The sequence below is a fragment of the Paraburkholderia sp. BR10936 genome (assembly GCF_040965735.1).
Classification (GTDB): domain Bacteria; phylum Pseudomonadota; class Gammaproteobacteria; order Burkholderiales; family Burkholderiaceae; genus Paraburkholderia; species Paraburkholderia nodosa_A.
On record NZ_JBFRCM010000010.1, the window covers coordinates 95946 to 109358 of the forward strand.

The following is a 13413-nucleotide window of genomic DNA, read 5'->3' on the forward strand; positions in this document are numbered from 1 at the left end:
GACGGTAGCGCAACCGAGTGCCTTTCATCATGCAACGCCGCGCGCCGTGCGGCCAGGAGGTCTTACCCTGTGTGCGCACGCGGGTGTTCGACCATCGTCAAAACCAGCAAAAAGGCCGTGCGGGCGAACCCGGCACGGCCTTTCATGGTGGTGCTGCGGTGCGGCGTTACGGGGCCGCGGGCACGTCAGACGCCCGACACCTCTTTCGCGGTCTGCGTCATGTCGATGCCTCGACGTTCGCGGCTGAACGGGATCAGCACAGCGATCACGATGGCGACCGTGCCGGCGACGATCGCCATGGCCATCGAGTAGTCCTGGTTGTGCGTTTCGGCGAGCGACGCCTGCAGCGTGGCGTTCACCGAAGCGAACAGGTTACCGAGCTGATAGACGAGGCCGGGGAAGGTCGCACGCACTTCGTCAGGCGAGATTTCATTGAGGTGAACCGGGATCACGCCCCAGGCGCCCTGCACCGAAATCTGCATGAGGAACGCGCCGAGCGCGAGCAGCACCGGCCCTTGCGAGAACGCCCACAGCGGCAGCACCGGCAGCGCGATCAGCGCGGCGATGAAGATTGCCTTGCGGCGGCCGATACTTTCGGAAATCCGACCGAAGAAGAGGCCACCCACGATCGCGCCGATATTGAGCACGATGGTGATGATTGAAACCGTGTGCGGATCGAAGTGATGCTGTTCGCGCAGGAAGGTCGGATACAGATCCTGCGTGCCGTGTGAGAAGAAGTTGAACGCCGTCATCAGCACGATGGCGTACAGGGAGAGCTTCCAGTTGTGCTTGAGCGTGGTGAGCAGGCTCGGACGCGGGCGCTTTTCCATCTCCTTGAAGGCCGGCGACTCGGGCACGTGCATACGCACATAGACCACGAGCAGCGCGGGCAGCACGCCGACGAAGAACATGCCACGCCAGCCGATGTACTGGTACAGCACACCGAACACGATCGAGGCGAGCAGATAGCCGCTCGGATAGCCCGCCTGCAGCAGCCCGGAAATGATGCCGCGCGACTTGGGCGGAATGGTTTCCATGGTGAGCGCCGAGCCCACGCCCCACTCGCCGCCCATCGCGACGCCGAAGAGCGCACGCAGGACGATGAAGGTCGCGAGGTTGGGCGAGAAGCCCGTGAGCAGTTCGAGTATCGAGTAGCACGCGATGTTGACCATCAGCGTGGGACGACGGCCGTATTTGTCGGCGAGGCGGCCGAATATCAGCGCGCCGAGCGGACGCATGGCCAGTGTCAGCGTAATGGCAAAAGCCACTGCGGGGATTTTGGTGTTGAATTCGGTGGCGATGTCTTTCAGAACGAAAACCATCAGAAAGAAATCGAATGCATCGAGCGTCCATCCCAGGTACGCCGCGATCGTGACGTTCTTCTGTTCACGCGTCCAGCTCATGTTGATTGTTCTCCTGTGATACTGGGGGCAATGCCATGTCTCCTGTCGATCGCAATTGGCGCTTGCGCACCTCGCGCGATCTCATGCATGTGTCGGCATTGCCTTGTGTGGCTTGATTGTGTGGCTTGGAGCGGCCCCCCCGCAATGGGCTACGCGCCAGCAGTGTACGCCCGGCATTAAACATTTGCATGCATGTTGACTGGAACCCGTAGTAATCCCTGGGGGATTCAGCTAAATGCGAAAGCTTTTTGTTTTATTAGTAATTTAAATGTAATTTAAATGAAGGTCACTCAATGTGCGAATGAGTTAATCGATGCGCATGAATGAATGCAAACGAGCGGGCATTTGTCCGCTCGTTTGCGTTGAGAAGGCGCGCGTTGACACTCGTGTGCGCTATCCAGATGCCCCGCCGCCGCCGTGCCGGTCATCAGACCCGGCGAGGCAATCCGCTATTAAAAGATGTTGCGAAAGCCGACGGCGACGCCGGTCTGGTTGTTGCGACCCGGAAAGTCGGCCGTTGCCGAACCGGTGCCGCGCATGAAGTCGACCGTGCCATAGACTTCGGTGCGCCTCGACAGCGAGTACTCGGCCAGCAGGACTGCCGAGTAGCGCACGCCGGTGCTGAGCGTCACGCCGTCTTCATTGAGGCCGTTCTTTGCGTGGTCGTAGTAGTACGCTGCGGTCAGCAACAGCGGCGAGCTGACCTGCCACGTGGCACCCGCATAGAGACCGTTGTCGATACGGTTGGTTTTCGTCACGGGCGTCACGAAGTTGATCGCCGCGGGCGAGTTTGCGGCTGCCATGTACTGGTCGACCACGCCCGTATTGTCCTGCCCCCACAGCCAGCCGCCGTACAGGTGCACAGGACCGAGCGCATAGACCGCGCCGAGGTTGGCCACGCGGTACTTGTTGTTGTGTGCGTCGCTATTCTGCTGGTAGCCCGCGAGCAGCGAGACCGGACCGGCTGCGTAGGTGGCCGTGAAGCCGTACATGTTGCTCGCGCCGACGCTGCCCGCCACGCCGCCGAAGCTGTACATGCCTTCGACTTCGAGGCCGCCGAACTTGCCGTCGTACTTGACCGAGTTGTTCTCACGCAGACCGTAGCCGAGTGCGCCCGGCAGCCAGCCGTCCTGGTCGAAGTTGCCTACGGTCAGCGGGTCGAAGGTGTTACCCAGTTGATCGAACAGGGGCGTGTTCTGACGGCCCATCGTGACCGTGCCGTACTTGTTGCTCGACAGCCCCACGTACGCCATCCGGCTGAACAGCGTATTCGAGCTGGCCAGTTGGCCGTTCCAGAGATTGAACCCGTTCTCGAGGCGGAATACGGCCGAGAGGCCGCCGCCCAGATCCTCGGAGCCCTTCAGGCCCCAGCGGCTGCCGGTGACCGGACCTTGCGTCATCTGCAGTTCGTTGTCGTTGTGCGAGTTGGCGTTCGTGAGGTAGCGGATGCTGGTGTCGACGATGCCGTACAGCGTGACCGAGCTTTGCGCGAAGCTGTGCTGGCAAGCCAATGCGAGGGCGAGGCCGCCGAGGGCGGATGCGATCTGGGTATGTCTCACGGTGGAATCCTTTCTTCTGCTGCGTGTTGTCAGTGCGTCGGGCCGCCGGGGTGCCGGGGCCCGAATTTTTCGTATGCCGGGCCAGTGGATGCCGGCCGGGGGGCCGATGATAGACGCTTGGTGAAGGGGTGAAAACGCTGGCTGTCGCGCGATTGCAACGGTTGCGCGCGCAATTAACTCGCCGCATGTTTGTTTTTTCAGCCGACCCAACCCGCATATCGCCGGCGGCAAAGGCACAAATGCCGTTTAATGAACGGTCGTGCTTTTCCCTATTTTCCTGACTAGCGGGCCTCGCTAGAATCCTTGGTATCTCATCGCGTTCCGCAATCCGGAACGTCGGCCGGTCGACAGACATCAAGGAGACGAAAGCATGCGGGTCAGGGAAATGTTCGAGCTGGGCGGTCAGGTCGCACTCGTTACCGGCGGCTCGCGCGGGCTGGGTCTACAGATGGCGCAGGCGCTCGGCGAGATGGGCTGCCACGTGGTGATCACGGCGCGCAAGGCCGACGAGCTGGCCGAGGCGGCGGCCCATCTGCAGGCGCTCGGCATCAAGGCGACCACGATCGTGAGCGACCTGCAGCGCGCCGAGGCCGTCAAGCCGCTCGTGGACGAGACGCTGGCGGCCGGCGGGCAGATCGACATTCTCGTGAACAATGCGGGCGCCACGTGGGGCGCCCCTGCGGAGGACTATCCCGACGAGGCGTGGCACAAGGTCATGAACCTGAACGTGAACGCGCCGTTCTTCCTCGCGCGCGAAGTGGGCAAGCGCAGCATGATCCCGCGCCAGCGTGGCAAGATCATCAACGTGGCTTCGATTGCCGGCCTGAAGGGGGCGCTCGGACCCATGCAGACCATCGCGTACAACACCTCGAAGGCGGCGGCCATCAACTTTACGCGTGCGCTGGCTGCCGAATGGGGCAAGTACAACATCAACGTGAACGCGATCTGCCCGGGCTTCTTTCCCTCGAAGATGTCGGCGGGCCTGCTCGACAAGCTGGGACAGGTGGTGATCGACCATACGCCGCTGCACCGTCTCGGCGACGACGACGATCTCAAGGGCGCCGTGGTGTTTCTCGCGAGCCAGGCGTCGCGGCATATGACGGGTCAATATCTCGCCGTGGATGGCGGCGCGAGCATCGTCTGATTCCGCACGGTACGCGGCGCCAGCGCTCAGCGAGCAGTTGGCGGCCGCGTTCTTCACAAGTCTTGCCCGACGGAGCCCGCCATGTCCACGTCCGCCCCGACGCCTTCTGCACATTCACCGTCATCGCCGCTGCCGGCCTCGCCGCATTGGCCCTCGCATCTTTCCCCGCATCTGAGCATTCCGCAAACGAACCTCTTCTATAACGCAGAGGTGTCGGCGGCACGCTATCCCGACAAGCCGTTCATCGTCTTCTACGACACGCCCGTCACGTTCGCGCAGTTCAAGGACGAGGCCGAGCGCGTAGCCGGCTATCTGCAGCAGGAATGCGGCGTGAAGGCCGGCGACCGCGTGCTGCTCTACATGCAGAACAGCCCACAGTGGGTCATCGCTTACTACGGCATCCTGCGCGCCAACGCCGTGGTCGTGCCGGTCAACCCGATGAACCTCACCGAGGAACTCGCGCACTACGTGGAAGACAGCGGCGCGACCACGGCTTTCGTCGCGCAGGACCTCTACCCGCGTATTGCGCCGCTCGTGCAGGAAGGTGAGGGCCTGCAGCATCTGCTCGTTGCGACGTATAGCGACTATCTGAAGTGCGAGCCGTTTTCGCCGCCGCCCGAGTTCGTGAGCGCACCGCGCACTGTGAGCGGTCCGGGCGTTGCGCACTGGGTCGACGTGCTCGAGGCGCGCTGCGTACCCGGCGCGCTGACCGCCGGTCCCGACGACCTCTGCGTGATGCCGTACACCTCGGGCACGACGGGCAAGCCCAAAGGCTGCATGCACACGCATCGCAGCGTGATGGCGACGGCCGTGGGCGGTTGCAACTGGTTCGGAAGCAATCAGGATGCCGTACAGCTTTCGGTGCTGCCGCTCTTTCACGTAACCGGTATGCAGGGCGGCATGAACAGTCCGATCTACAACGGCTCGACGGTGGTGTTGCTGCCGCGCTGGGATCGCGACGCTGCAGCGCGTGCGATCGAGCATTACCGCATCAACGGCTGGCAGGCGATCTCGACGATGGTGGTGGACTTCATCTCGAACCCGCGCATTCACGAGTACGACCTGTCGAGCCTCGCCTGGATGCGCGGCGGCGGCGCGACGATGCCCGACGCAGTCGTCAAGAAGCTCAAGGATCTCACCGGGCTCGACTTCGTCGAGGGCTACGGCATGTCGGAAACGATGGCAGGCACCCATATCAATCCGCCGCAGCGTCCCAAGCCGCAATGTCTCGGCATTCCGGTATTCGATGTCGACTCGCGCGTGATCGATCCGATCACGCTGGAGGAGGTCCCGCCAGGCGAATCGGGCGAGCTGATCATGCATGCGCCGCAAGTGATGCGGGGCTACTGGCGCAACCCCAAGGCGACGAGCGAAGCGTTCATCGAACGCGACGGCAAGCGCTTCCTGCGCACGGGCGACCTCGTGCGGCGCGACGAAGAAGGCTATTACTTCATGACCGACCGCCTCAAGCGCATGATCAACGCGTCGGGGTACAAGGTCTGGCCGGCCGAGGTCGAGGCGCTGATGTACCGGCATCCGGCGATCAACGAGGTGTGCATCATTGGTACCCAGGACGCGCGCCGCGGCGAGACCGTGAAGGCCGTGGTCGTGCTCGATCCGAAACAGGCCGGCAGCGTGAACGAAGACGACATCATCGCCTGGGCGCACGACAACATGGCCGCGTACAAAGCGCCGCGCATCGTGCAGTTCGTGGACGCCCTGCCGAAGTCGGGCAGCGGCAAGATTCTGTGGCGCAAGCTGCAGGAACAAGAGGCCGAGGCGCGCCGCAACGCCTGAACGCGCAGTTCTCCTTCGTTGTCCTTCAATATCGAGCCCGCCTGGATAGCGCGCTAACGCGCGCGAATCCAGCCGGGTTTCGTCTTTATCGGGCTCGCACTTCGCCCTTGCGCATCAGGCGCCGGCAAGTGCAGGCAAACCGCCTTCGCGCCAATCCTGCTCCATCGCGGCTGCCATTCCCCATTCCTGTGAACCGCGTTGAGCGGGCGCGGCCAGCGGCCATTCACCGGGCGCCTGTGCGTTCTTGCGAGCAAGGATCGCCTCGCACAGGAACTCCATGCTGTACGCCTTCAGCAGATGCGGGTGATTCGTCTCGATATAGGCGGCGACGCGCGCATATTCGCCGGCGATCGATGCGAGCGAGTAGAGCGTACGTGCATCCCAGCGAAAACGCAGGCCGAGTTCGGCGAATGCCGTATTGAACGCGCACAGCTGCGCTTCCAGTTGACGATCTTGGCGGGTGTCCAGGTGGCTCATGGCTGTCTCCTCATGTCGAGTGGCGTGAAGCAAGAGTAGAAGCGCCAATGAATAAACGATAGTTAAAGTTTTTTTAGAAAAATATAAGTAAGGCTGTATGGGTTGAGGATTAGGCTGGCCAATCTAGCGAGACCTGCATCCGGTCCGCGTAAACCCCGCTTAGCCACGAGCGCTGTACTGATATATTGTATTGGAAATATGAAATCACCCAGCAGCGCCGGCTAAACAGAACGTTGGAGACAAACGACCGATGTCCGCCGAAAGAGAATTCGTCACCGGGATGCCCCCGGTCACCTTGACGCTGGAGCCGATCAACGCAACCGCTTCGCTGCGCGATCAGGCTTACGCGAAGCTCAAGCAGGCCATTGCCGAAACCGACATCTACCGCTCGCGAGACGAGATCCGGCTAGACGAGAAGGAATTGACCGAGAAGCTCGGCGTGAGCCGAACGCCGGTTCGCGAGGCGATGACGCTGCTGGAACAGGAGGGCTTTCTGCGCACGGTGCCGCGCCGCGGTGTTTACATCCTGCGCAAGACGCGCAAGGAGATCGTGGAGATGATCTATATGTGGGCCGCGCTCGAAAGCATCGCCGCGCGCCTCGCCACGCAACGCGCCTCGGACGACGACATCGCGGGTCTGCGGCGCATGTTCGCGACCTTCGGCGATTCGACGCCATCGGACCACATAGAGGAGTACTCGGAAGCGAACATCATGTTTCACCAGTCACTGGTGGAGCTATCGAAGTCGCCCATCATCGTCGACACCATCAAGAACATCTTCATGCATGTGCGCGCGATCCGGCGCATGACGATCGCGCAGAGCGATCGCGCGTCGCGCTCGATCGTGGAGCACATGCGCATTATCGAAGCGCTCGAGGCGCGCGACACCGAGCGCGTCGAGCAGCTCGTGCGGCAGCACTCGATCGAACTCGCGCTGTTCGTGGAAGCCAACTGCGATTTTCTGGACTGACACGTAGGGGCGCCGCGTCGATCCGCCGGTTCATATCGGCTCGGCGCATGAGTCAGGGGCATCGATACGCAGGTCGTCTGAATGAGCGTCGCAATGCTGAAAGAAAAGTATGGAGTCCGTAACAAGTTCGTTGGGACGTTTGGGCCGATTGTAGGTGCTTGCCCATGGTGTGCCGCATCAACGTTTGCCGCTTGGCGAGCGATCGAACGAGACCGCAACGGTGCAGCGCGGCGCGATGCAGTGCAGCAAACGCGGCATGGATAAAAAAACGTCTTGACTAATACTGTGTGTGGAATATTGTATATCACGGATCGCACAACGCCCCGCCAAAGAGGAGACGTCATGGCAGAAGCAGGCATCAACGAGGCACAGCAGAACCCTGTGCCCCAAGCGCAGCAAACGACCGATGGTTTTCATCTCGTCATCGACGCGCTGAAACTCAACGATATCGACACGATCTTCGGTCTCGTCGGTATTCCGATTACCGATCTCGCCCGTCTCGCGCAGGCCGAGGGCATGCGCTTCATCGGCTTCCGGCATGAGCAGAACGCCGGCAACGCCGCGGCCGTGGCGGGCTACATGACGAAGAAGCCGGGCATCTGCCTGACCGTCTCCGCGCCGGGTTTCCTGAACGGCCTCACGGCACTGGCCAACGCGACCACGAACTGCTTCCCGATGATTCTCATCAGCGGTTCGAGCGAGCGCGAGATCGTCGACTTGCAGCAGGGCGACTACGAAGAGATGGACCAGCTCAACGCGGCGAAGCCTTATGCCAAGGCGGCGTATCGCGTGCTGCACGCCGAGGACATCGGCGTCGGCATTGCGCGCGCGATTCGCGCGGCCGTCTCGGGCCGCCCCGGCGGCGTGTATCTCGACCTGCCGGCCAAGCTGCTTGCGCAGACCATCGACGCGGTGAAGGGCCAGCAATCGCTCATCAAGGTCGTCGACGCGGCGCCGCGCCAGATTCCCGCACCGGATGCGGTGCAACGCGCTATCGAAGTGCTCAGGAATGCAAAGCGTCCGCTGATCCTGCTCGGCAAGGGCGCCGCCTACGCCCAGGCCGACGCGCAAATCCGCGAACTGGTCGAGAAGAGCGGTATTCCGTATCTGCCGATGTCGATGGCCAAGGGGCTCTTGCCCGACACGCACGAGCAGTCGGCGTCGGCCGCGCGCTCGTTCGTGCTGGCCGAGTCGGACGCCGTGGTGCTGATCGGCGCTCGCCTGAACTGGCTGCTCTCGCATGGCAAGGGCAAGACCTGGGGCGCGGCCGCCGGACCGAAGAAGTTCGTGCAGGTCGACATCGCCCCGACGGAAATCGACAGCAACGTCGCCATCGAAGCGCCGGTGATCGGCGACATCGGTTCGTGCGTGGAAGCGCTCGTGGCCGGCCTCGGCACTGACTTCCCGAAGCCGCCGGCAGAGTGGCTCGATGCCGTGGCCGAACGCAAGAACAAGAACCTCGAAAAGATGGCCGCGACGCTCGCGAAGAACCCGTCGCCGATGAACTTCCACAGCGCGCTGCGCGCCATCCGCGACGTGCTCAAGACGCGCCCCGACATCAACGTGGTCAACGAAGGCGCGAACACGCTCGACTACGCGCGCAGCATCATCGACATGTACCAGCCGCGCAAGCGCTTCGACTCGGGCACGTGGGGGATCATGGGCATCGGCATGGGCTTCGCGATCGGCGCGGCGGTGACGAGCGGCACGCAGGTCGTGGCGATCGAGGGCGACAGCGCGTTCGGCTTCTCGGGCATGGAGCTGGAAACGATCTGCCGTTACAACCTGCCGGTCTGCACCATCGTGTTCAACAACAACGGTGTGTATCGCGGCACGGACATCAACCCGAGCGGCGGCTGCGACGTCGCGCCGACGGTGTTCGTGAAGAACGCGCGCTACGACAAGATGATCGAGGCCTTCGGCGGCATCGGCCATCAGGCGACGACGCCCGAAGAACTCACGAGCGCGCTGCTCGAAGCGATCGCGTCGGGCAAGCCCACGTTGATCAACGCAGTCATCGACGAATCGGCCGGGACCGAAAGCGGTCGTCTCACGAATCTGAATCCGCAAAGCGCGGCCATGAAGAAATAAGCCCCCATAAATCAGCTAGATCAGATCGATCAGGTAGACCAGGAGATACGAGAAATGAGCAAACCCCTCGACGGTATCAAGATCATCGACTTCACGCACGTACAGGCCGGTCCCGCCTGCACGCAGATGCTCGCGTGGTTCGGTGCGGACGTGATCAAGGTGGAGCGCCCCGGCGCCGGCGACGTGACGCGCTCGCAATTGCGCGACATTCCCGAAGTCGATGCCCTGTACTTCACCATGCTCAACAGCAACAAGCGCTCGCTCACGCTCGACACGAAGAAGCCCGAAGGCAAGGAAGTGCTGGAAAAGCTGATTCGCGAATCGGACGTGATGGTCGAAAACTTCGGCCCCGGCGCACTGGACCGCATGGGCTTCACGTGGGAGCGCATCAAGGAACTCAACCCGAAGATGATCGTTGCTTCGGTGAAGGGCTTCAGCGAAGGCCACCACTACGACGACCTCAAGGTCTACGAGAACGTCGCGCAGTGCGCGGGAGGCGCAGCCTCGACCACGGGCTTCTGGGACGGTCCGCCCACGGTGAGCGCCGCTGCGCTCGGCGACAGCAACACGGGCATGCACCTCGCCATCGGCATTCTCACGGCGCTGATCGGCCGGGACAAAACGGGTAAGGGCCAGAAGGTGGCCGTGTCGATGCAGGACAGCGTGGTCAACCTGTGCCGCGTGAAGCTGCGCGACCAGCAGCGCCTGGACCGCCTGGGCTACCTCGAGGAATACCCGCAGTACCCGCACGGCACCTTCAGCGACGTCGTGCCGCGCGGTGGCAACGCAGGTGGCGGCGGCCAACCGGGCTGGGTTCTGAAGTGCAAGGGCTGGGAGACGGACCCGAACGCGTATATCTACTTCACGGTGCAGGGCCACGCGTGGGAGCCGATCTGCCGTGCTCTGGGCAAACCCGAATGGATCGACGACCCGAACTACGCTACGGCGCAGGCGCGCCAACCGCATATCTTCGACATCTTCGCGACGATCGAAGCGTGGCTCGCCGACAAGACCAAGTTCGAAGCGGTCGACATCCTGCGCAAGTTCGACATTCCGTGCGCGCCGGTGCTCAGCATGAAGGAAATTGCTAATGACCCGTCGCTGCGCGCGAGCGGTACTATCGTCGAAGTGCCGCACAAGGCGCGCGGCTCGTACCTCACGGTGGGCAGCCCGATCAAGTTCTCGGACCTGAAGCCGGAAATCACGGGTTCGCCGCTGCTCGGCGAGCACACCGACCAGGTGCTGGCCGACCTCGGCTACACGGCGCAGCAGATCGCGGCGCTGCACGAGGTGCGCGCGGTTTGAGCTCCGCGTCGAGTTCCGCAAGCTGAATGCAGGAAGCGGGCGCGGCCAACGCTGCGCCCGCGCAGCACCGCAATACCAGAGTGGCAGGCAGGACGCCGCGCGGCATGTGCAATGCGTGCCGCGCGGCGCCGATAAACGACATCCCCCACAGAGTCATCGCATGCAATCCGCCATCGATTTCGAGCAGCTCGCAAACGCCATCGGGGACGCCATCGTCATCTCGGACGCAGCCGGCGACATCACATTCTGGAATCCGGCGGCCACGCGTATGTTCGGCTATACGCAGGAAGAAGCGCTCGGCAAGACGCTCGATCTGATCATTCCCGAGCGGCTGCGCGGCCGCCACTGGGAGGGCTATCACAAGACGATGGCGACCGGCCAGACGCGCTATGGCAACGACGTGCTGCGCGTGCCGGCCGTGGACAAGGCGGGCAAGGCGCTTTCCATTGCCTTCACCGTGGCGTTGCTGCACTCGCCGCAGGGCGAACTCGATGGCATCGTCGCCGTGATCCGCGACGAAACGGCGCGTTTCCAGGAGGAGCGCGCGCTCAAGAAACGCATCACCGAACTCGAAGCACAGGCCCAGCAATCCTGAAACCTCGGGAGCTCTTCGATGCATACCGAAAGACTCGGACATTTCGAGGTCGAACTCTCGGCCCGACAAATGATTCACAACGGGGGCTGGGCCGCGTTCGCCGCGATCCACGCGGTCGAGCCCGCTGCCGACGAACCGGCGGCGGCTGTATTGCCCCGTCAATGGGTGGTCGACGAAACCGTATTCGAAAGCGAGGCGGCTGCGATTGCCGGTGCGCGCCAGGCGGCGCTCGCTTTTCTCAAGAGCGGCAATTCGCCCAGCCTGGGCACGTCATAGGGCAAAGCCGTCATCGAGCGGCGGCATACAGCATTCCAGCATCAGGCAAAAATCCAAACTGCGTTGAACCAGAATAAGGCGCTGAAGCGCCAACTCTGGCCGACATAGGAGACGTTTCATGAAGTCGTGGCTACGCTTTCGGCGCGCCAGATGCATTGGCGCGCCGCCGATTCCGTTTGTTCTCGCCGCAGCGCGCGCTCTTGTGCAGCAGGGAGGCGCATCATGGCGATGACGATTGCGGTCCCACGTGAGATACACGAAGGCGAACGACGCGTAGCGGCGACGCCAGAAAGTGTGGCACAACTGATCAAACTGGGCTACGCCGTCGAAGTGCAAACGACGGCGGGCGCCAGTGCCTCCTACCCGGACGACGCTTACCGTGCGGCGGGCGCGCGCGTCGTGGACGACGCGCAGGCGCTCTTGAGCGGCGCGGATATCGTCATCAAGGTGCGTCCGCCTTCGAGCGAAGAAGTGCAGCGACTCAAGCCCGGCGCGACGCTGATCGGTTTCATCTGGCCCGCGCAAAACGCCGCGCTGCTCGAACAACTCGCGGCGCGTGAGGCAACGGTGCTCGCGATGGACTGCGTGCCGCGCATCTCGCGCGCGCAGAAGCTCGACGCGTTGAGTTCGATGGCGAACATGGCCGGCTATCGCGCGGTCGTCGAAGCGGCCCAGCATTTTGGGCGCGTTTTCACCGGGCAGATCACGGCAGCCGGCAAGATGCCGCCCGCCAAGGTGCTCGTGATCGGCGCAGGCGTGGCGGGGCTTGCGGCGATCGGCGCCGCGCGCGGTCTTGGCGCCATCGTGCGCGCGTTCGATACGCGCCCCGAAGTCGGCCAGCAAGTCGAAAGCATGGGCGCGGAGTTCCTGAGCATCGACATCGAGGAGGAAGGCGGCGGTTCGGGCGGGTACGCCAAACAGATGAGCGCGAAGTTCATCGAAGCGGAGATGGCGCTGTTCGAGGCCCAGGCGCGCGAGGTCGACATCATCATCACGACGGCGCTCATTCCCGGCAAACCGGCGCCGCGCCTCATCGATGCGAAGACGGTGGCGTGCATGCGCGCGGGCAGCGTGATCGTCGACATGGCGGCCGAGCAGGGCGGCAACTGCGAACTCACTCGCCCGGGTGAAGTCGTGAATGCGAACGGCGTGACCGTCATCGGTTACACGGATCTGCCAAGCCGCATGGCGAACCAGTCGAGCCAGCTTTACGCGACCAACGTCCGCCATCTGCTGACCGATCTCACGCCTGCCAAAGACGGCGAGTTGAAGGTCGATATGGACGACGTCGTGCAGCGCGGCACCACTGTCATTCAGCGCGGCCAGGTGTGCTGGCCACCGCCGCCGGTGCAGGTCTCGGCCACGCCGCAAGCGGTTGCACAGGCGAAGTCCGTCGCCGTCGCGACCGGCAACGGGAAAGAAGCCGCCGCGCAGGCCGCGCGCCGCAACGGCGTCTGGTCGCTCGCGGCGCTCGTCGTTACCGCGTTGCTGCTGCTCGCGCTCGGCGCGGTCGCGCCGCCCGCGTTCGTTGCGCACTTCACCGTGTTCGTGCTGGCCGTTTTCGTCGGCTATCAGGTGGTCTGGAACGTCACGCCCTCGTTGCATACGCCGCTCATGAGCGTGACGAATGCGATCAGCGGGATCATCGTGATCGGCGCGTTGCTGCATCCGGGCAACGCCGGCACGATCGTGACCGTGCTGGCGGGCATTGCGCTCGTCGTCGCGACCATCAACATCGCGGGCGGCTTTCTCGTCACCCAGCGCATGCTGAAGATGTTCCAACGGACCTGAGGAGA

General features: G+C 63.2%; 11 protein-coding genes. 8 read left to right on the forward strand and 3 right to left on the reverse strand.

What is annotated here, in order from left to right:
- Window positions 1-185: 185 nt before the first annotated feature.
- Window positions 186-1403, reverse strand: a complete 1218-nt coding sequence (locus AB4Y36_RS21300; RefSeq protein WP_069267857.1) for an MFS transporter — start codon at window positions 1401-1403, stop codon at window positions 186-188.
- Window positions 1404-1855: 452 nt separating this feature from the next.
- Window positions 1856-2962 (reverse strand): porin, encoded by a 1107-nt coding sequence (locus tag AB4Y36_RS21305; RefSeq protein ID WP_368684012.1) that lies wholly within the window; start codon window positions 2960-2962, stop codon window positions 1856-1858.
- 370 nt (window positions 2963-3332) lie between these two features.
- Between AB4Y36_RS21305 and AB4Y36_RS21310 the strand changes: the two genes are divergently transcribed.
- Together AB4Y36_RS21310 and AB4Y36_RS21315 are read left to right on the forward strand one after the other, a co-directional pair.
- Window positions 3333-4106, forward strand: coding sequence for an SDR family oxidoreductase (locus AB4Y36_RS21310; protein WP_342945617.1), 774 nt, complete (start codon window positions 3333-3335; stop codon window positions 4104-4106).
- A gap of 81 nt (window positions 4107-4187) precedes the next feature.
- Window positions 4188-5903: a long-chain fatty acid--CoA ligase gene (locus tag AB4Y36_RS21315; RefSeq protein ID WP_368684013.1), complete on the forward strand. Its 1716-nt coding sequence runs from the start codon at window positions 4188-4190 to the stop codon at window positions 5901-5903.
- A 114-nt stretch (window positions 5904-6017) separates the two neighbouring features.
- Here the strand turns inward: AB4Y36_RS21315 and AB4Y36_RS21320 are convergent, their stop codons facing one another.
- Window positions 6018-6413 carry a hypothetical protein gene (locus tag AB4Y36_RS21320; protein ID WP_342945619.1) on the reverse strand — a complete coding sequence of 132 codons (396 nt, stop codon included), beginning with the start codon at window positions 6411-6413 and terminating at the stop codon, window positions 6018-6020.
- A gap of 217 nt (window positions 6414-6630) precedes the next feature.
- On the opposite strand from AB4Y36_RS21320, the gene AB4Y36_RS21325 reads away from it, so the two are divergent.
- The 6 genes from AB4Y36_RS21325 (at window position 6631) to AB4Y36_RS21350 (ending at window position 13408) form a co-directional block, all read left to right on the forward strand.
- Window positions 6631-7350, forward strand: a complete 720-nt coding sequence (locus AB4Y36_RS21325) for a GntR family transcriptional regulator (protein WP_069267852.1) — start codon at window positions 6631-6633, stop codon at window positions 7348-7350.
- A gap of 342 nt (window positions 7351-7692) precedes the next feature.
- Complete coding sequence (gene oxc / locus AB4Y36_RS21330; protein ID WP_368684014.1) at window positions 7693-9441, forward strand: oxalyl-CoA decarboxylase; 1749 nt, start codon at window positions 7693-7695, stop codon at window positions 9439-9441.
- Window positions 9442-9495: 54 nt separating this feature from the next.
- Window positions 9496-10746, forward strand: coding sequence for a formyl-CoA transferase (gene frc / locus AB4Y36_RS21335; protein WP_069267850.1), 1251 nt, complete (start codon window positions 9496-9498; stop codon window positions 10744-10746).
- Between the two features lie 160 nt (window positions 10747-10906).
- Window positions 10907-11341 (forward strand): PAS domain-containing protein, encoded by a 435-nt coding sequence (locus AB4Y36_RS21340; protein ID WP_368684015.1) that lies wholly within the window; start codon window positions 10907-10909, stop codon window positions 11339-11341.
- An 18-nt stretch (window positions 11342-11359) separates the two neighbouring features.
- Window positions 11360-11617: a hypothetical protein gene (locus AB4Y36_RS21345; protein WP_069267849.1), complete on the forward strand. Its 258-nt coding sequence runs from the start codon at window positions 11360-11362 to the stop codon at window positions 11615-11617.
- Between the two features lie 222 nt (window positions 11618-11839).
- Window positions 11840-13408 (forward strand): Re/Si-specific NAD(P)(+) transhydrogenase subunit alpha, encoded by a 1569-nt coding sequence (locus tag AB4Y36_RS21350; RefSeq protein WP_368684016.1) that lies wholly within the window; start codon window positions 11840-11842, stop codon window positions 13406-13408.
- Window positions 13409-13413: the final 5 nt, after the last annotated feature.

What these genes read in the sequence shown, in the direction of transcription:
- AB4Y36_RS21340 (WP_368684015.1), top strand. Translation starts at nt 10,907, where the DNA reads ATGCAATCCGCCATCGATTTCGAGCAGCTCGCAAACGCCATCGGGGAC.
- AB4Y36_RS21315 (WP_368684013.1), top strand. Translation starts at nt 4,188, where the DNA reads ATGTCCACGTCCGCCCCGACGCCTTCTGCACATTCACCGTCATCGCCG.
- frc (WP_069267850.1), top strand. Translation starts at nt 9,496, where the DNA reads ATGAGCAAACCCCTCGACGGTATCAAGATCATCGACTTCACGCACGTA.
- AB4Y36_RS21345 (WP_069267849.1), top strand. Translation starts at nt 11,360, where the DNA reads ATGCATACCGAAAGACTCGGACATTTCGAGGTCGAACTCTCGGCCCGA.
- oxc (WP_368684014.1), top strand. Translation starts at nt 7,693, where the DNA reads ATGGCAGAAGCAGGCATCAACGAGGCACAGCAGAACCCTGTGCCCCAA.
- AB4Y36_RS21300 (WP_069267857.1), bottom strand. Translation starts at nt 1,403, where the DNA reads ATGAGCTGGACGCGTGAACAGAAGAACGTCACGATCGCGGCGTACCTG.
- AB4Y36_RS21325 (WP_069267852.1), top strand. Translation starts at nt 6,631, where the DNA reads ATGTCCGCCGAAAGAGAATTCGTCACCGGGATGCCCCCGGTCACCTTG.
- AB4Y36_RS21350 (WP_368684016.1), top strand. Translation starts at nt 11,840, where the DNA reads ATGGCGATGACGATTGCGGTCCCACGTGAGATACACGAAGGCGAACGA.
- AB4Y36_RS21310 (WP_342945617.1), top strand. Translation starts at nt 3,333, where the DNA reads ATGCGGGTCAGGGAAATGTTCGAGCTGGGCGGTCAGGTCGCACTCGTT.